Source organism: Metasolibacillus fluoroglycofenilyticus, from assembly GCF_003049645.1.
Taxonomy (GTDB): Bacteria; Bacillota; Bacilli; order Bacillales_A; family Planococcaceae; genus Metasolibacillus; species Metasolibacillus fluoroglycofenilyticus.
On sequence record NZ_PYWK01000001.1, the window covers coordinates 1,941,488 to 1,960,257 of the forward strand.

Below are 18,770 nucleotides of genomic sequence, written 5' to 3' on the forward strand. Positions count from 1 at the left end.
ATTTAGTCTACTAGAACACGACCAATTGCTTGTCTTTCAAATTTCACACGTACATTATCCGCAATGAGTAAATATACTGCTGTATCTTCAATCGCGTCTACTTCACCATGTAAGCCGCCAATCGTTACTACACGGTCACCGCGTTTAATATTGTTTTGCATTTCCGCCGTCGCTTTTTGTCTTTTTTGTGCTGGACGGATTAAAATAAACCACATTGCAACGAACATAATAATAATTGGTGCAAAAGAATATAGTGTTTCCATTAGGCTTATCCCCCTTTCAAAATCTCACTTCTTAAGTATATTATACATTACTATAAAAAAGCGATTAGAAAACGCTTTTTTTCTTAAATTTTCAACTATTTTTCTAGCTAAATCAATTATGCCTTAGCGTAATTGCGTGGGGATTTTGAATTGTGCAAGCATCCCTGATACCTGCTGGATGCGATATTCTTAGACTGAGTTCCTATGATTCAGCGAGTGTTTCGACAACCATTGAAATTGGTCTTATACTCACATTCATCTCGCCACCAATATAGATGTGAGATTTTTGTACCTGCCGCTAAGCTTTCGGTACAAAACATTGCTGGAAGATGTTAAAAGTTTTTAGCATCCGGCAAATTATAGCCATATTTTTCAAAAAATTCTTCTTTAAAGTCTCCTAAGCGGTCTTCGCGAATGGCTTGGCGAACATCTTCCATTAATTTAATTAAAAAGCGTAAATTATGATATGAAGTTAAACGTAAGCCAAATGTCTCCTCTGTACGCAATAAATGACGCACATAAGCACGTGTATAATTTTTACATGTATAGCAATCACAATTTTCATCAATCGGGCGGAAGTCACGAGCGAATTTGGCATTTTTAATGACCATGCGACCTTCTGATGTCATTAATGTACCATTACGCGCAATTCTTGTTGGCAATACACAGTCAAACATATCAATACCACGAATCGCTCCATCAATGAGCGAATCTGGTGAGCCAACCCCCATTAAATAGCGAGGTTTATTTTCAGGCATTAAGGGTGCGGTAAAGTCTAATACGCGGTTCATCACTTCTTTAGGCTCCCCTACCGACAAACCACCGATTGCATAGCCTGGGAAATCTAGCTCTACTAAAGCTTCCGCTGAGCGACGACGCAATTCCTCATATTCACCACCTTGGATGATGCCGAATAAACCTTGCTCCTCAGGACGCTGATGTGCCTCCTTACAGCGTTTTGCCCAACGCGTAGTACGGTCTACAGATTTTAGCATATAATCATATGTTGCTGGATATGGTGGACACTCATCGAAAGCCATCATAATATCTGAACCTAAATCATTTTGAATTTCCATCGCTTTTTCAGGGCTTAAAAAAAGCTTATCCCCATTCAAATGATTACGGAAATAAACGCCTTCCTCTTCAATTTTACGGAATTTGCTTAAAGAGAATACTTGGAAGCCACCTGAATCTGTTAATATTGGGCGATCCCAGTTCATAAATTTATGAAGTCCACCTGCTTCTTTTACAATATCATGACCTGGTCGAAGCCATAAATGATAAGTGTTAGATAAAATAATGCCTGCATTCATTTCTTTTAACTCTTCCGGCGACATTGCTTTTACAGTCGCTTGTGTCCCAACTGGCATAAATGTAGGCGTTTCAAATGAGCCGTGTGGTGTATGCACGATACCTAAGCGCGCTCCTGTTTGCTTACATGTTTTAATTAATTCATAGCGTATAGCTGGTTGTGTCATGAACAAAATCCCTCTCATTTCTAAAGGTATAAACAGTACCTCGAATTCATCTATGCGAAAAGTATTACGCACAACAAATTATTGTAACGTGCTATTAAGTAAATAGCAATTTTACAAAACGCTAAGCTCTTCCTTACTACTATGGTTTCACTTTTGGTCGAATAAACATTGCATCACCGAAGCTAAAGAAGCGGTAATTTTCTTCTACCGCCTCTTTATATGCATGTAAAATGCTATCTTTACTCGCTAAAGCACTAACAAGCATAACAAGTGTAGATTTCGGTAAATGAAAATTCGTAATAAGCCCGTCCACTGCTTTAAATTCATAGCCTGGATAAATGAAAATGGACGTCCAGCCTTGCTCAGCGATAATTTTCCCATTATTTTTAGAAGCGACAGTTTCTAAAGTACGTGTAGAGGTTGTGCCTACTGCAATGATATTTCCGCCATTTGCTTTTGTGCGATTAATGATGCTGGCTGTTTGCTCTGATATACTGTAGAACTCTGCATGCATATCGTGGTCTTCAATCGATTCCACACTTACTGGTCTAAATGTCCCCAAGCCTACATGCAATGTAACGAAGGCAATTTCTACTCCTTTCGCACGTATTGCCTCTAACAATTGCTCTGTAAAATGCAGTCCTGCTGTCGGAGCAGCTGCCGAACCACGCTCCTTTGCGTAGACTGTTTGATAGCGCTCTTGATTATCAAGCTTTTCACGAATATATGGCGGCAAAGGCATTTCACCTAAACGCTCCAAAATTTCGTAAAAAATGCCTTCATATTGGAATTGAAATAGGCGTCCACCGTGCTCTAGCTCGGCAACACATTCCGCGTGCAATAAACCTTCACCAAATGTAATGACAGTACCAATTTTCACACGCTTGGCAGGCTTTACTAACGTCTCCCATTCATCCTCATTTGTTTGCTTTAATAATAGTATTTCAATATTAGCACCCGTATCTTCTTTTACACCAATTAAACGAGCAGGTAATACACGGGTATCATTTAACACAAGGCAATCACCTGCTTGGAGCTCTTCTAAAATATGAGCAAATTGGTGATGCTCAAGCTCTTTTGAATGGGGGTTAACAACTAACAGACGACTCGCTGTACGGTCTAATAATGGCGTTTGGGCGATTAATTGCTCTGGTAAATAAAAATCAAAATCTTCTACTTTCATAAAAACGTCCCTTTACTTAAGATTGTTGTGGCGTTATGCCAAAATGCTCGTATGCTAATGCTGTGGCAATACGCCCTCTAGGTGTGCGCTGCACGAAGCCGATTTGCAATAAATATGGTTCATAAACGTCCTCTATCGTCACACGCTCCTCACCAATCGATGCCGCTAGTGTATCTAAGCCGACTGGACCTCCGCGAAAGCGCTCTAGCATCGCCATTAATAATTTATGGTCGATATGATCTAAGCCAAGTGGGTCTACTTGCAATAGCTCAAGTGCTTGCTGTGCAAGTACTAATGAAATTTGTCCGTTCCCTATAACCTGTGCATAATCGCGCACACGTTTTAATAGGCGATTGGCGATACGCGGTGTACCTCTTGAGCGACGAGCTATTTCATATGCTGCTGTTTCATCCATCTCTACCCCAAACAATTGCCCGCTTCGTATCACGATTTTTGCTAATGATTCCTCATCATAAAACTCTAGGCGCAGTAGCACCCCAAAGCGGTCTCGCAACGGTGCGGATAATGCTCCAGCCCGCGTTGTTGCACCTACTAACGTAAATGGTGGCAATTCTAGACGAATAGAGCGGGCTTCTGGCCCTTTGCCTACAACGATATCCAAACAAAAATCCTCCATTGCGGGATAGAGTACTTCCTCAATTGCGCGTGGCAGACGATGAATTTCATCTATAAATAATACATCTCCAGGCTCTAGGCTGCTAACAATAGCCGCTAAATCCCCCGGTCGTTCAATAGCTGGTCCACTCGTCATACGGACTTGTACACCCATTTCATTCGCTATAACAGTTGCTAACGTCGTTTTACCTAGCCCTGGAGGACCATATAGAAGCACATGGTCTAAGCATTCCTGACGCTGCTTTGCTGCTTCTATGAAAATTTTCAAGTTATCCTTTACTTGATGTTGCCCAATATATTGCGCAAGCGACTGTGGACGTAAAGAATACTCGAGTTGTTCCTCTGCCGCATTCGCTTCGCTCGAAATCACTCGATCTGACATGCCCTCGTCCTCCTATTTTAATTTCAATAGCAGCTTTAACGCTTGCTTCATATAAGCATCCGTCGTCGTTAATGTTTCATCTGCTTCAAGCTGCGGTTGTACCTTAGCTAACTCACGTTCCGCATAACCGAGCGCTGTTAAAGCTAATAATGCCTCTTCTAACTCATGCTTATACGGATTGACGCCAAATAACGGTAGCTCCTCCTCTGCACTTGGCAGCTCGACTTGCTCTAATAATGCACCCAGCTTGCCCTTTAAATCTAAAATCATTTGGCGTGCTGTTTTTTTGCCAACCCCCGGGAATTTGATTAAAAAAGACTCGTCCTCCATTTCAATCGCTTGAATAACTTGCGCTGGATTCCCAGTCGCTAAAATCGCTAGCGCACCTTTTGGTCCGATTCCTGATACTTGAATTAATTTCCGAAAGAGCTCACGCTGATCTAAGCTCGTAAATCCATAAAGGAGCTGTGCATCCTCACGTACATGCATATGTAAAAAAATCTGTTGTTCTACTGTCGTTTTTTGAAAGGCATATGGATTTGGTGTAAATAATCGCCAGCCTATTCCTTGCTGCTCTACGACGATATATTCAGGTGTAATACGCGTCACCTGACCTTTTAAATAATCGTACATCTTTCATCCCTCACAATCATGCATTCATTATAGCACAAAGTGAGCTAGAGAGAGAGGCGTCCAAAAAGCGTGCGGAGCACTGCTTTTCGGACGTTTTGTTCGGGTTTTATTAAAATAACAGTTATTTTAAAAAATTGATAGCTTATTTTAATATATTTGGAAACATTGAATTAAGCTACTTTTAAATGAAACTGTCCCAAAGCCCCCACAGCCTTTTTAGACGCCCCACACACTTTATGAATGGTACTCAATTTGTTTGATTAGCCTCGGCCAATGCTGTAATGCTTTTCTAGTAAAGGGAATTAAATAATCTAGAAAAGGCTCGCGCTCCTTCTCTTCTAATTGTAAAATATACAGCCATTCACGCAGCAATTCATTTGGATAATATATATGTGATAGTTGCGGCATACAAATTGCTGTATAAGGATGCTCTTGTAGAAGCAACGATAAATCATAGTCGACATTCGGTAATGCACGATGTAGCCATAAAACCATTTCATCAATAGGCGAGCCTAACACAGCTAAATCAAAATCAATTAATACAATTCCTTTAGCTGTTTTCAAAAAATTATGGTGCACAACATCCCCATGTAGCAAAGTTGCCCCTTCTGTTTGTAAAGGCACTGCAGACATATTACTTAAGCCTTTATATGCCGTGTGGGCAATGCTGTTGTAATCTTTATCTAAATAATACGAAAGCTCTTTTTCATTCATTAAAAATCGTTCAAATCTTGCTCGCCATTTGCGTTGTAGCTGCTGACGCGGGAGAGGTTCAAGCTGCCAATTAATATCATTTTTTGTTTCATGAAGAGCTTGCAAGCAGTCAACTGCCGCTAACCGCTCTTCCTTCTGGTCAAAGCGTGCGCTACGGCCTTCATGCCATTTTTGAATGACAACCCCGTCATTGGTATTAACAACCGGAATATGATATGGAAAAGCAATTGCTGTTAATTTATGATGAATATTTTTTACTTTTTTTTCGATTAAGCTATCCTCATATTTTTTGACAAAGAATGTGCCGGATGCCGTTTGCCATTTCCAGCAATTGTGCTTAATATACATATTAATAGTGCCATGGTGGACAAGGCATTGGCTGACATGGTAAAGGCATCATTTGTGGTTGCTGTGTACATGGGCAAGGCTGGTTCATTTGTTCATAAAAGTTTTCATTGCGCATTTCTTGTTCCATCATCGGGGAAGCTTGCTGTTCCATTTCAGCAGCAAGTTGTTGCTGCGGCATATTCGGGAATGACTGCATCTGCGGATACATCATCATGTCATATGGCGTAGGCATCGGACAGCAGCACATCATCGGCATTGGTGGCATGCACATTGGTGGAAATGGCATCGGTTGTGGCATCATTTGTGGATGCATTTGTTGCGGTGGCATCATCGGTTGCTGAGCTTCTGGCATCGGCATCATCGGCGGTTGAGCTTGTGGTGGTGGCATGATAGGCTGTTGCATTTCTGGCATTGGCATCATCGGTTGTTGTAGCTGCGGCGGCATTGATTGCATTTGTGTCATATCTATATGCCACGGCATATATAAATTAAACTCTGGCCATACAGGCTGTTGTGGCTGCCACTGTATCGGCGGCATCATTGGCTGTTCAATTTTTGGTGGTGCTGGTGTTGGTAACGGCATATTTTGTCGCGGACTCTCCACCCTTTCCTTTATCTGCTCTTTCGGCTTTTCCTTTACGTGATGACCGTCTGGTAAGTAAATTTCCATTCCCGGTACGATGTAATCTGGATTTGCTAAATGAGCATTTAAGCGTTTTAGCTCCTCAAAGCCGATACTATATTGTTTGGCAATTTTCCATAGTGTATCGCCTTTTTGGACAATATGAACTCGCATGGGCATCCTCCTTTTCTCGCTTTATCATATGTGGAAATAAAAAAATGGACACAAATCTTTTAGGCACATCTAGATGCTCTCGTGTTACACTATGTTAGGACAAATTGTTTATATACATCTATTACACCTCGGTTTTTCAAGCCGACCAAAAAACAAGTACTGTTTTACACGCGTACATTGTCAGTTCCTCTATTAAATTTCGCTGAAGAATGATTAAATTATTGGAGGTGATTGCATGAAAAAAATGTTAGGTGAAGAACGTCGCTATGAGCTGTTATCATTATTAAAGGTAGCTGGGAAACCAATTACTGGTACGGATTTAGCAAAGCATGCGAATGTATCACGTCAAGTGATTGTTAATGATATGAATTTATTAAAAGCACGCAATGAGCCAATTATTGCGACGAGCCAAGGTTATTTATATATGCCTTTAGAAAAAGCAGCACATATTGAACGAAAAATTGTTTGTACGCATAGCGCCGAAAATGCATTAGATGAAATGTACACAATAGTCGATTGTGGCGTGACGATTAACAATGTGATTGTTGAGCATGCTGTATATGGTGAAATTACCGCCTCCATCATGGTATCTAATCGCCCTGAAGTAGATGCCTTCGTTAAGCGTGTTAAGGATACAAAAGCTAATTATTTATCCATTTTAACAGATGGAACACATATGCATATGATTAGCGCACCTGCTGAAGACTTACTGAATTTAGCAGAAGAACGGTTGCGTGACAAAGGCTATTTAGTTGAAAACTAGGTGCTATCCTTTGTTTAAAACCAATGCTACATCTAACTAAATATGGTAAAATTAGCTTAAAGTAAAGATTGTAGCAATTTGCTGCAATCTTTTTTCATTCTTTTGAAACGCAATAGGATTTTAGGTCGTCTTAGGGGCAAGGAAAGGATGTGAGGGGATGATAGAGGTAGAGCAAATTATATTAGAAACTACGCCAGAAGTTTGGCTTGATGCTTTGATGGATACATACGGGCTTGCCTTAACAAAGCTTGCCTATAGCTATGTGCAAGATTGGGGCAAAGCACAGGAAATCGTACAGGATGTATTTCTTACTTGTTATGAACAATACGATAAAAAACACGCTATTCAATCATACAAAGCATGGATTTACCGCATTACAATTAATCGCGCAAAGGACTATTACCGCACTGCTTGGTTTAAGCGCATTATTGTGAAAGATAGCGGCTACGATCAACAGCTACCAGCCCAGCCGCCTCCGGAAAGTTTTTTAATCCAGCAAGAAACAAATGAAGCATTAGCTCATGCTGTACTCACCTTACCTATCAAATATCGAGAAGTCATTTTGCTTTATTACTATGAGGAACTATCCATCCATGAGGTCGCAACCATTTTGCGCTGCAATGAAAATACTGTAAAGACCAGATTAAGGCGTGCTAGAGGAAATTTAAAAACTTTATTAGAAGGAAGGGATTAATGTGGAAAAAAGATTAAAAAATTTGCGCAATACAATGGAACAAAATGTTTTTCAAAATGCACAGTTTACCCAAAAAGAACGAATTGCAATTCATGCGAAAACACAACAAAAAAAGCAAGGAAGTTGGATGCCACGAATCGCCTTTTCTCTCTCCGTACTTATTTTAATAATACTTAGCACCACTTTTTCACAAGACGAACACACAGCCAACTATCGTATTACCGAAAACGATTTGGATGGACAGTTCTTCCAAAGTGAACGGGCTGGGGAACATCATTCTACTTTTTATTTTTATGATGGTGAAATGGGAGTCATTCCTCAAAATCCACTCATTTTAGCCCCAGAGGAAGTCGATGAATCTATTCGTGCAGAAGAGCGATTAAATAAAAAGATTTATCCAAATATATCTGTCAAAACAGAGGGCACTTCGTATTTTGTTTATAGCAATAACGAGCTTATTGTAACATTCGAAAAAATTGCCCCGCGAATCGTGGTCGACAAGAATGGAAATCGTTATAGTACTAGTCTTTATTTAAGCAAGGAATACGAACTACAATTTGTAAATCAGTCGTCCATCGACTTATCTAATCTAGAACTAGCAATCAATGATGAAAGCTACACAATACCAAAAAATAGTCTTTCTCATGGCAATTCCCTTTCATTCAACATTCCCCGTAGTCATAATACATTCCATAAAACAATTGCATTGGATGTCTCATTTGATTACAAAGATAGCGAGGGGAATAAGCAGCGTGGAAAAATTGCTCAGCCATTCTCATTAGATAACTCTTACAGCGATTACTACACGCTTGTCATTAATGGAGATTCCTATGATGCATTAACACTTACATTACAAACTGCCGAGTAAAAAAAGCTGGCTAGAGAATAGCGTCTTAATCCATTTTCTAGCCAGTCATTTTCTCTCATTCTAGATTTATTCCACGTTCATTTCAAACAATGCATTGCAGCTTTCGCTTTATCCCATGGAATAATTTCACCTTTGCCCTTTTTGCAAAAAATACTAGATGACGTATAAAGTGGATCTGCATTTTTATCATAGTTTTTTTGCGCGATGACTTCCTCGCGATTATGACAGACATCATAGCCAGCAAATTGCAAGCTTAGCACGCCCCTGCCATTTGTATAGGCTGCAAATGTCGTGCTATAGTTCATAAATGTAGCAACGGGTACTTTTCCTATTAATATAGCGCTCTTTTCTGTCATAGTGGGTGCTTCAAATTCACCATGCGCTTGTTGTACATCGTGCATCATACGCCCTAAAAAATCATTGGCTGCCTTCATTTTAAAATGATAATAAGGCTCTAAAAGCACATTTTCAGCCTGCTCTAAACCTTGGCGCAGCGCGCGCAAAGTGGCCTCTCGAAAATCACCGCCTGACGTATATTCAACATGAGCGCGCCCTGTCAGCAGTGTGAACTTAATATCCGTTAACGCAGCGCCTGTCAATAAGCCATTATGTGCTCTTTCAAATAAATGCTGTTCCACTAAGCGAACATGTCCCACTGATAAATCGTCTGCATGACAAACACTGTGAAACAAAATACCTGTACCACGCGCTACTGGCTCCATAAGTAAATGCACTTCCGCATAATGCTTTAGCGGCTCAAAATGCCCATATCCTGTTACAGTTGTAGCAATCGTTTCTTTATAAATGATTTGCGGATTAGCGAATGTAATCGCAAGATGAAAGCGCTCCCTCGCAATCTCAGTTAGTACCTCTAGCTGAATCACCCCCATGACATGAACATGGATTTCCTGTAATTCCTCCTGCCAAATTGCACGCAATGAAGGCTCTTCCTCATTTAATAAACGGAACTGCTGCCACACTTCCTTCATATGCAAATCACCATGATAGACAACCTTGGCCTGTAATGTTGGCACTAATTTCAACATGCTTTCATTTGGTATACCCCCAATAACACTACCAATCGCCACTTGGTTTAAGCCCTTTACTGCAAATATTTCACCCGCCTCCACAACTGTCGTTGTTTCAAACTTCGCTCCATTATAATAGCGGATTTCCGTTACTTTTTCTGTTGTATCACCAAATGTAAACGCATCGCGTACTTGTAAGCGTCCCTGCAATGCCTTCATAAAAGTAAGTCGCTGTCCAGTAGAGTCATGCCGTATTTTAAATACTTCAGCCTGAAATGGCGCTGTAGTATCAAAGCACGCTATTGTGAGCTTAGCAAGCTGCTGAAAAAATGGTAATACCCCTTCATCCTTTAGTGCCGCTCCTGCCATGCAAACGAAAAGCTTACGCGCTGCAATTTGCTTTTGCAGTTGTGTCATAACAATCGTATTTTCTAGCTTGCCCTCTAAAAACAATTCGAGCATTTGTTCATCACGCTCAGCTAGCCATTCCTTAACGCTCTCCTCACTCGTATCATTTTCTATAAATAAAATTTCCTCTGACAGCTCTTGATGAAGCGCTGCAAGTACTTGCTCCTTATTTGCACCCTCACGATCGATTTTATTTATAAATAAAAATGTTGGCACATTATATTTTTTCAGTAACTGCCATACGGTTTCGGTATGCCCCTGAATTCCCTCCACTGCACTCACAATAACAATCGCATAATCCATTACGCGAATCGCGCGCTCCATTTCAGGAGAAAAGTCAACATGCCCCGGCGTATCAATTAATGTATATGTATCACCTTCATATTGAAAGCGCCCTTGCTCTGCAAAAATTGTAATTCCGCGTGCCCTTTCTAATGCATGAAAATCTAAATGAGCATTTTTATTATCAACACGCCCCTTTTCTTTAATGCCTTCCATATGATAAAGTAGCTGCTCGGAAAAAGTCGTTTTCCCTGCATCTACATGGGCTAAAATTCCAATTGTTTTAAACATCACTTCACCTTTTTTCACTATAATTCCAATCGACTTTAAACATTATTTTGTGTATAATAATAACAATTTCTTTGATGTAGTTAGGGGTACAGATATATGTCACTTTTATTACTTGATATAAAGACGGTTATTCTTTTGCTTGTTATTGGACATTGCTGTGTTATCATGCTTATTTCAGCATACAGCTACCAGTATAATAACCGTACTATTTGGACATTTGTAATAGGAAAGCTCCTACAAATTATTGCATTTACTATTATACTATTTCGCGAAATATTGCCATTCATCGTTTCCACTTTTTTAAGTAATACACTGTTGCTTATCGGTACAATGATTGAATGTATTGCACTACTGTTGTTGCTAAAATATCTCACAGCTACTGCGAGAAAAGCTATCGTTATTGTATCATTATTTGGTTTACTTAGCTTTTATGCAGCTATTTTGTTTTATAATTTTGACAATGTGCGCATTGCTATTATATCTATAACCGTTACTGTACTGATTGGATTCCCAATCCGAGCATTTTATCTTACTTGTAAAGCATCTATTTTGAAACGCATCATGCTTATTTTATATAGTGCCATTGCACTGTCACTTGTCTTGCGTACATATAATGCACTATTTGTTTCAACCGACGTAACGCTCTTTGCAGAAAATGAATATCAAACACTTGCCTTCTTGACGAGATTTATTGAAATGCTCGTCGGTAGCATTGGTTTTATTTTACTCGTAAAAGAGCAAACAGATATTGAATTGACACGTATGGCTATGATGGATGAGTTAACAAATATTTATAATAGACACGCCTTTATTCAGCGCGCAGATGCTCTGATTGCCTCAGCGCTAAAGAAAAAAAGCATGGTTTCCTTTATTATTTTTGATGTTGACCGCTTTAAGGGGATTAATGATACATACGGACATGATGCTGGGGATTATGTACTGAGAGAGATTGCCAAAGTAATTGCAAATGCACTTCCGAAAGAGGCTATTTTTGGGCGCTATGGCGGAGATGAGTTTGTTATTTTAATACCAAACTGCCAAATCGACAGAGCAACTAAGCTAGCAGAAGCATTGCGGACTACCATTTCCCAATATTCATTCCAGTATATTTCAACACAATGTACATTAAGCTTAGGCTCCGCTACAACAGAAGTTCAGACAGCCATCTCCTTAGATGCATTTTATACAAACGCTGATAAAGCTTTATATCATGCAAAGGAAAATGGTCGTAATCAAGTTTATGCTGTAACCTTTTAATATAGTAAATAGACAGAAAAGCGATTGCGTAAATGGATTTCTTTTTACGTAATCGCTTTAGTTATTTCTTAGACTTTTTCAGTGCCCTCTTGCTAACAGCTTCCTCTATTATTGTTCTACCTTACCTTGCCAAGCATAATAAGCAATACCTTTGAATTCCTCATCATAGGTTACTCTAAATAGATAAATATATCTTCCTTCTTCAGCAGGCATTGTCAAATAATCATCCTTTAACTCTACGGGCTCATATTGGTTACTAATAACTTTAAATGCTTCAATTTTTGTTGGAAAGGGCAATTTTTCTTTGACATTTTCATTGAAATCATCCGGTGTCTTTACTATTTGTAATTGCAATTTCTCATTTGGTTTAATTTTCATTGCAGGTGAATTCTCAAAAACATCTTGACTCGGAGGCTCATTATTTAATTCAGATGGACATTGTGTTAAATCCGGATTCCAGCAATATGACAATAAAGGAGTATAGGCTGTTCCGTTGCTTCCCTCTACAGCTACTACCTCAAGCATTCTGGGCTTAACATTGCGCTCATAAAATGTAAATTCTTCTTGCCCCTCTAGTTTTTCTTGCTTCACTTGTTCACTTTGACATCCAGCTAACAATAGAAAGCTAAACATTAAAGCTACTATTATTTTCATAAAAACCCCACCTTTCTTTGCTATGATAATATCAAAAAATGGGTAAAAATCAAACAATTACTATATAAATAAATGTAGTAAAATAAATTTTATAATTTCTCTATTTTCACGATAGCGAATTACCTCGAATTAACCCGAAAAATAGTGTCGAATGAAAAATATTTACATATATCACAAAATACAATATAATGGATTCCGAGGGATATATTCCTAACTCTGCGCGCGGATAAAAACTAGTAACAACAATTCTTATTCATTTAAAATTAGTTTCATTCTAGAAATATAATAATACAAAAATAGGATGGAGGATAAATATGAAAAAAATCGCAGCTAGTGCTTTATCAGTTGGTTTAATTTTTGGTGCTTTTTATGGCTCACCACTTCAAGTTGGAGCTTCAAATGATTCTTCTCCCGTAGTAGAGGCCATGAGCTACTCTAAAACGGTTACTGAAACAAGGGTTTATTCGAAAAACCAAAGTATCCCGTCTTCTATTTATTATAGCTTGGGTGGCTGGACTGGCACTCTTTATAAAGGAGAAACTGCCGATACAGGCGACCATATACTTGTTATTTATACTGGTACCGTTACATGTTCAGGTCCTTGTGTATTGTCTGCACCACTTGAAAACGAAGAGCAATGAATTTAGTTTACGGGGAATGATGATTTCCTTGTAAATCATCATTTCCCATTCTTTTTAGTATAACCATCTAAATAGAACCGTATGGAGTCCATTTCAAAACTTAGACTTCATACGGTCTATTTTTCTCTTATTACTTTCTGTTAAGAAAAATACCTTTTATTTTTTATTATCATACCAATGTCAATATATCACTTTTCCCTCTTCTTTCGTTGGCAAGTAATTAATATGATGCCAGCACCTATTTTGTATTTCACATCCATTATTTTAACATATTTCCTATCTTACCCTACATATTATTATAATGTCTCAAATTCAAATACAAATAATGTATTTACATCTTGGTTTTGGTAGATTACAATTTATATTGTATTACCATTTCTAGTAATAGATACAGAAGTAAATAATTCCGTTTTATTTATTCAAAAAAGGAGGGCTTATATGCTTCAATTATTGCGACTCGAATGGACAAAGATGAAGCGTGCCAAATTTAGTTATTTTTTAATTGGACTTTTATTAATTATAGTGAGTTGTTATTTTTTTTACATTGATAAAAAAACAATGAAGCAGGATGAAATTGAAGCTTTTGTCGCAGAAAATATTATGTACTATCAGGATAGTATTGTGGCGACAGAAGAAGAATTAAAAAGCTTAACTGGGACTGAAAAAGAGTATAGAGAAAGTTTTTTAGAAAATACCAAGAGGCAGCACGAAGGATTTCAGATGATGCAGGAGGGACTAGAAAGGAAAAATTGGCCTCTTTATTGGCAGGGAGAAATTTTAAATTTTATTAGTTTTGAAGAAAGAGCATTGAAGGATTTAGAAATATATAAAAACAGCTATCTTTATCCAACACCTTTTACTGTCCTAGTACATATGGATAAAATGCGCTGGATGGAGGAAAAGTCGGTTCAGCCCCTTGCGTCAGGCTTAGAAAATCAAGGCACTACGCTATATGACCAAGATTTCTCTGAGCCACTTGTACAACAACTAGCTCAAAGTCTATCATCTTTTCATTCCTCCACTGGCACATATTTTCTGTTTCATCTGTTCCAATATGGCTTTAGCTTGGTTGGACTCATCTTTTTACTCTTTTTATTCTCGGATATTTTGACGAAAGAAGGCTTTGGACGCAATGGACCAATTCATTTACTCCGCACTATGCCGATTCGCTGCTCTTCATTTTGGTTGTCGAAAGCGTTTACAGTTATGGCTGGCTCCCTTCTTATCGTTAGCTTAACAGCAATTATTGGTGTCGGTCTTGGTACACTTTTTAATCGACTAGGAGATTGGCAATACCCTATTTTAATCTATGGTCCAGAACGAACGTATTCCTTTTTGTCAATTGCTCAGTTTTTAAGCAAGGCGGGGGGATTATTTGTACTTGTTTTAGCATTTGGCTTTAGCTTGCTATTTTTATTTTCTGTTTTGACAAATCGCGCTATTTTAGCGATTGGGCTAACGATTATTGTGTTAGTGCTTGGTCAAGCATTAACAGAGCAAACATTTTTATTAAGTTGGACACAATGGATTCCTTTCCATTACCTTACTGTATATCCGATTTTAAATGGGGAATATACGATTATTCATAACAATGCATTGTTCACCTATCAACAAGGCTTATTATCATTAGCAATAAGCACATTAATCGTACTTATTGTTACATTTTGCAGTATAAAGCTACGTAAAGGGGTTATGTCATGATTATTAATGTACAAGGGCTGAAGAAAAGCTATAAAAAGCAACTGGTGTTAAAAAATATTACGTTCCAAGTGGAAGAACCACAAATCATTGCACTTATTGGACCAAACGGCTCTGGTAAAACAACAATGATGAATTGTTTAATGAATTTACTGCCATTTCAAGAGGGTGAAATTACTATTCTTGGAAAAAAGAATACAGACCCTAGCCTATTTTATGAAGTATCTTATTTACAGGATAATCGTGTATTATACGGAGATTTAACAGGTGCTGATCATTTGAATTTTATTTGCCATGCACAAAAATTACCTGCTCGAAAAGCAAAAGAAATAGCTGCATATGTCGGTATGGATAAATATGCAAAAAAAAGAGTGCGTAGCTATTCACTTGGTATGAAACAACATCTATTGTTAGCAATGGCCATTTTAAATGAGCCTAAATTAATTTTACTTGATGAACCAATTAACGGACTTGATCCGACAAGTGCCATCCATATGCGTCATATTTTAATGGATTTGCATGCAAAGGGTTCAACAATCATTATTTCCTCTCATAATCTTGAGGAAATTGATAAAATGACAAATACGATTTATTTCATGAAAGATGGCGAAATTTTAGAGGAATCTTTAGAAAAATTAAATATCGCACACTATTCAATTTATGTTTCCAATAGCGAAAGGGCACGTGATATTTTTACGACAAACAAGCTCCCTGTCACAATGGAGGCGGACCACTTTATATTTAGTGAGGCGGACCTAGCATTACAGCAAGTCATTGATACACTTAATGAGAATGATGTGAAAATACGCCATATTGAAAATAAAAAGATTGGGGCTGAAAAACGCTATATGGAGCTATTTGAAAGCGAGCTGAGAAAATGAGACTATTTATTTTTGAAGTAAAGAAAATTCTCTTTAGTCGCCGTTTCCTCTATACTTTTGCCATTTTACTATTTGTAGGAGTAGGCTTGTTTTTCCGAAATTTCGCCATGCAAGATTTAGCATTAGAAGAAGAAGTAAAACGTGTCACTGCTTATACACAAGAAGCGCAAAGCATATTACGTGTGCTGCAAAAGTCACCTGAAAGTGGGCAGACAGATGAACAAATACAGCACTTAGCAAAGGCGTTAAATTTATTATACGAATGGGCTCCTCTGGTAAAATCAACTGATTGGGAAAAGCGTTTACAAATAGAAAACGACTTTTTACAAACGCTTACCTTGTATAAGGAAGCAGGTGGTGATTTTTCTATTCAAAATAGCGCTATTGAACCGACGATTCTTTTCAATGAACAGCTGTTATCACAAGGGATTGAGCCAACATTTGAAAACTATAGTACGAATTTGCCAAACTATATAAAGCAAGTGGCGACGCTTTATATTAATATAGGAGCAATTGTTTTACTGCTATTAGTAGTAGGTGATTTATTAACGCTGGAATTTGAGCAGGGCAGTATTCGTTTACTTTATACCCAGCCCATTCGTAAAACAGCTATTTTACACGCAAAATGGGCAACAACTGTTGTCACTTATTTACTTTTAACGCTAGGATTATTCGGTATAACATGGGGCGTAGGCTATCTATTCGGTCAAGTAGGCTCGTTTGCCTATCCAATTTTCGTTGAGGTAGATGGCATAATATCTTTTATTACGATTCGCGACTATATAATATGGGGATTGCTTAGCACAACAATTGTGATTTTGTTGGCTATCTCTATACTTTTATTGCTAAGCTTATTTATTAAAAATTCGATTGTCACATTACTTATAACAATTAGTATATTATTAATCGGCTTTTTCACCATGCAAATAGGTGTTGTCAATTGGCTTAATCCATTTTTATACGTTTTCGCGGGTTTGTCCATTCAACAAGTTGGCACAAGCTGGTATCAAAGTATTCCAATTACATTACTATTAGCGATAATTATTTATATTCTTGCCCTACTACGTATTCAGCGGATGCGTGAAGTTTAAACTTGATTCAGCAAATTACTTTTGTACAGAAAGCATAGCGACAATTCTTATTTGCACCGATAGCAAGGCGACAGGTACAGAAGTCCCCCACTTCTATAAATGCAAAAAAGCATTTCAAGTTAAAGGGAGTCCAAATTCTCTGCCGCGAAAGAGGAGCTCAGTATAGGAGCGCAACGATTGAGTGACCAACATCGTGTTGGCCCAAGCTTCGGATGTCACAGATTTTGATGGAGGTCTGCATAATGCAGGTCAGTTAACCGTTGTCACAGGACGTGACGGTTTTAAGTTAACTTTCGAAAAAATCTGGATGCAATTATGCCGAGGTGTAATTGATTAGGAAAGCGTCCAAAAAGCTGCGGTTAAACAGCCGTTTGGACGCTTTTCATGATAAAAATCGTTGGCGAATATCCTGTGAGGGTAATTCGCATAGTTCTTTTTTTCCAAACCATTTATAACGATTTTTTGCGAGTTTATTGTATGCGAAATTGCGAACACCAGTAGGTACTGCAATAAATACATAAGCAAAACGCCAAAACCCTTGCAGTCGCCGCGCAATTTTCAGTGCAGCGGTTGACTGTAAGAAATAGCGTCCATTTTCTATAAGCACGATGCTATCAGCTTTCGGCACTTGATAGCGTTCTAATAGCTCCCTCCCTACCTCACTTTGCAATGAGGCAAACTGAAAATAGCCCTTTGGATCACGCTTAATAATAAATTGTACACTTGCATCACAAAAATGACATTCTCCGTCAAATAAGACAATCGCCATTTCCTTCACCTCATTCTGGTGTTGTGTAACTATAATATGTACCGAGCGATTTCACTGTACAGCCCAATGCATGCAATTCCTCAACTGCCCCCCTCATCATCGTTTCTTCCTCATCTGCCAATACATCTACGATAAAGAAATAATCACCTAAGCCTGTTTTCAATGGGCGTGATTCGATTTTACTTAAGTTCAGCTTGCGCCATGCAAATACGGATAATACTTGATGAAGTGCCCCTGATACATCTGTTGGCAATGTAATCATAAACGTTGTCTTTAATATATCATTTTCAGCTTGTGGTAGGCGTATATTTTCCCTTGCTAAAACAAAGAAGCGCGTATGGTTAAAATGGAAATCATGAATATTGTTTTCAACAATCGTCAGCCCATATTTTTCAGCAGCAGCGCTATTAGCAATTGCCGCAATGCATCGTTCTGGTGAATCCGCTACAAGCTTTGCCGCCGCAGCAGTTGACGAATATTGATGCAACGGCACACCGCTAAAGCGGTAAAATAAATATTTATGGCATTGTGCTAATGCATGTGGATGCGAATAAACTGCTTCAATGTTTTGCCAATTCTTCATTTGCTCTGGATGTACCATTAAGTGCTGCTGAATTTTTGATGTAATTTCTCCTACAACGAAAAGATTCGCTTCATGGAATAAATAATCAATCGTTAAAGGGACAGAGCCTTCTAATGCATTTTCTAATGGCACTACTGCTAAGTCCACTCTTCCTTCAGCAACTGCCTCGATACATTCTGGAATCGAGGCTTGTGGCATTAGCCAATCATTTGGGAATAAGCCCTTTGTCGCTAAATATGTAAATGATGCTTCTGGACCTAAGTATGCGATGCGCTTTTCCCAATTTTGTGTTGACATTTTATGTCCTCCCTTTATTTCTAAATTTTCAGTCTTTTATAAAGCGAAAAGTAAGCTTTATACCTATTTTAAGTTTTAAGTGTCTTGATTATCCTTTATTTTACAGAGAACACTTAAAAGCAAATTTTCCAT

The 18,770-nt window shown here is 38.3% G+C and carries 20 protein-coding genes; 9 read left to right on the plus strand and 11 right to left on the minus strand.

Annotated features, from left to right (window positions below; genetic code table 11):
• Positions 1–2: 2 nt before the first annotated feature.
• From yajC to C9J36_RS09080, 7 genes are all read right to left on the minus strand, one after another.
• On the minus strand, positions 3–263 hold the full coding sequence (gene yajC / locus C9J36_RS09050) for a preprotein translocase subunit YajC (protein WP_066162498.1): 261 nt from the start codon (positions 261–263) through the stop codon (positions 3–5).
• 332 nt (positions 264–595) lie between these two features.
• Positions 596–1,741 (minus strand): tRNA guanosine(34) transglycosylase Tgt, encoded by a 1,146-nt coding sequence (gene tgt, locus C9J36_RS09055; protein ID WP_066162495.1) that lies wholly within the window; start codon positions 1,739–1,741, stop codon positions 596–598.
• A 139-nt stretch (positions 1,742–1,880) separates the two neighbouring features.
• The gene (queA, locus tag C9J36_RS09060; RefSeq protein ID WP_066162492.1) at positions 1,881–2,924 is read right to left on the minus strand and encodes a tRNA preQ1(34) S-adenosylmethionine ribosyltransferase-isomerase QueA; all 1,044 of its coding nucleotides are present in this window, start codon (positions 2,922–2,924) and stop codon (positions 1,881–1,883) included.
• A 16-nt stretch (positions 2,925–2,940) separates the two neighbouring features.
• On the minus strand, positions 2,941–3,942 hold the full coding sequence (gene ruvB / locus C9J36_RS09065; RefSeq protein WP_066162490.1) for a Holliday junction branch migration DNA helicase RuvB: 1,002 nt from the start codon (positions 3,940–3,942) through the stop codon (positions 2,941–2,943).
• Positions 3,943–3,954: 12 nt separating this feature from the next.
• Positions 3,955–4,575 carry a Holliday junction branch migration protein RuvA gene (ruvA, locus tag C9J36_RS09070; RefSeq protein ID WP_107942879.1) on the minus strand — a complete coding sequence of 207 codons (621 nt, stop codon included), beginning with the start codon at positions 4,573–4,575 and terminating at the stop codon, positions 3,955–3,957.
• 234 nt (positions 4,576–4,809) lie between these two features.
• Positions 4,810–5,637: a phosphotransferase gene (locus C9J36_RS09075; RefSeq protein ID WP_107942880.1), complete on the minus strand. Its 828-nt coding sequence runs from the start codon at positions 5,635–5,637 to the stop codon at positions 4,810–4,812.
• A 1-nt stretch (position 5,638) separates the two neighbouring features.
• Positions 5,639–6,433, minus strand: a complete 795-nt coding sequence (locus C9J36_RS09080) for a LysM peptidoglycan-binding domain-containing protein (protein WP_107942881.1) — start codon at positions 6,431–6,433, stop codon at positions 5,639–5,641.
• 235 nt (positions 6,434–6,668) lie between these two features.
• On the opposite strand from C9J36_RS09080, the gene C9J36_RS09085 reads away from it, so the two are divergent.
• From C9J36_RS09085 to C9J36_RS09095, 3 genes are all read left to right on the plus strand, one after another.
• Positions 6,669–7,196, plus strand: a complete 528-nt coding sequence (locus C9J36_RS09085) for a transcription repressor NadR (protein WP_107942882.1) — start codon at positions 6,669–6,671, stop codon at positions 7,194–7,196.
• 157 nt (positions 7,197–7,353) lie between these two features.
• Entirely contained in the window at positions 7,354–7,890 is a 537-nt protein-coding gene (locus tag C9J36_RS09090) for a sigma-70 family RNA polymerase sigma factor (protein WP_066162479.1), read from the plus strand.
• A gap of 1 nt (position 7,891) precedes the next feature.
• Positions 7,892–8,758 carry a helix-turn-helix domain-containing protein gene (locus tag C9J36_RS09095; protein ID WP_107942883.1) on the plus strand — a complete coding sequence of 289 codons (867 nt, stop codon included), beginning with the start codon at positions 7,892–7,894 and terminating at the stop codon, positions 8,756–8,758.
• A gap of 77 nt (positions 8,759–8,835) precedes the next feature.
• Here the strand turns inward: C9J36_RS09095 and C9J36_RS09100 are convergent, their stop codons facing one another.
• Entirely contained in the window at positions 8,836–10,767 is a 1,932-nt protein-coding gene (locus tag C9J36_RS09100; protein WP_107942884.1) for an elongation factor G, read from the minus strand.
• Between the two features lie 96 nt (positions 10,768–10,863).
• Between C9J36_RS09100 and C9J36_RS09105 the strand changes: the two genes are divergently transcribed.
• Positions 10,864–12,024 carry a GGDEF domain-containing protein gene (locus C9J36_RS09105; RefSeq protein ID WP_107942885.1) on the plus strand — a complete coding sequence of 387 codons (1,161 nt, stop codon included), beginning with the start codon at positions 10,864–10,866 and terminating at the stop codon, positions 12,022–12,024.
• A gap of 108 nt (positions 12,025–12,132) precedes the next feature.
• On the opposite strand, the gene C9J36_RS09110 is transcribed toward C9J36_RS09105, so the two are convergent.
• A complete protein-coding gene (locus tag C9J36_RS09110; RefSeq protein WP_107942886.1) occupies positions 12,133–12,678 on the minus strand; it encodes a hypothetical protein in 546 nt (181 codons plus the stop codon).
• Positions 12,679–12,992: 314 nt separating this feature from the next.
• Here C9J36_RS09110 and C9J36_RS09115 point away from each other — a divergent pair, with 314 nt between their 5' ends.
• The 5 genes from C9J36_RS09115 (at position 12,993) to C9J36_RS17300 (ending at position 17,326) form a co-directional block, all read left to right on the plus strand.
• Entirely contained in the window at positions 12,993–13,319 is a 327-nt protein-coding gene (locus C9J36_RS09115; protein WP_107942887.1) for a hypothetical protein, read from the plus strand.
• 438 nt (positions 13,320–13,757) lie between these two features.
• The gene (locus C9J36_RS09120) at positions 13,758–15,020 is read left to right on the plus strand and encodes an ABC transporter permease (protein ID WP_107942888.1); all 1,263 of its coding nucleotides are present in this window, start codon (positions 13,758–13,760) and stop codon (positions 15,018–15,020) included.
• A complete protein-coding gene (locus C9J36_RS09125) occupies positions 15,017–15,898 on the plus strand; it encodes an ABC transporter ATP-binding protein (RefSeq protein ID WP_107942889.1) in 882 nt (293 codons plus the stop codon). The genes C9J36_RS09120 and C9J36_RS09125 overlap by 4 nt, the downstream gene beginning before the upstream one ends.
• Complete coding sequence (locus C9J36_RS09130) at positions 15,895–16,989, plus strand: ABC transporter permease subunit (RefSeq protein WP_107942890.1); 1,095 nt, start codon at positions 15,895–15,897, stop codon at positions 16,987–16,989. The genes C9J36_RS09125 and C9J36_RS09130 overlap by 4 nt, the downstream gene beginning before the upstream one ends.
• A gap of 193 nt (positions 16,990–17,182) precedes the next feature.
• Positions 17,183–17,326 (plus strand): hypothetical protein, encoded by a 144-nt coding sequence (locus C9J36_RS17300; protein ID WP_161956396.1) that lies wholly within the window; start codon positions 17,183–17,185, stop codon positions 17,324–17,326.
• A gap of 45 nt (positions 17,327–17,371) precedes the next feature.
• Here C9J36_RS17300 and C9J36_RS09135 read toward each other — a convergent pair whose 3' ends face one another.
• Together C9J36_RS09135 and pheA are read right to left on the minus strand one after the other, a co-directional pair.
• Complete coding sequence (locus tag C9J36_RS09135; protein WP_107942891.1) at positions 17,372–17,758, minus strand: thiol-disulfide oxidoreductase DCC family protein; 387 nt, start codon at positions 17,756–17,758, stop codon at positions 17,372–17,374.
• Between the two features lie 10 nt (positions 17,759–17,768).
• Positions 17,769–18,638, minus strand: a complete 870-nt coding sequence (gene pheA, locus C9J36_RS09140; RefSeq protein ID WP_066162452.1) for a prephenate dehydratase — start codon at positions 18,636–18,638, stop codon at positions 17,769–17,771.
• Positions 18,639–18,770 lie beyond the last annotated feature (132 nt).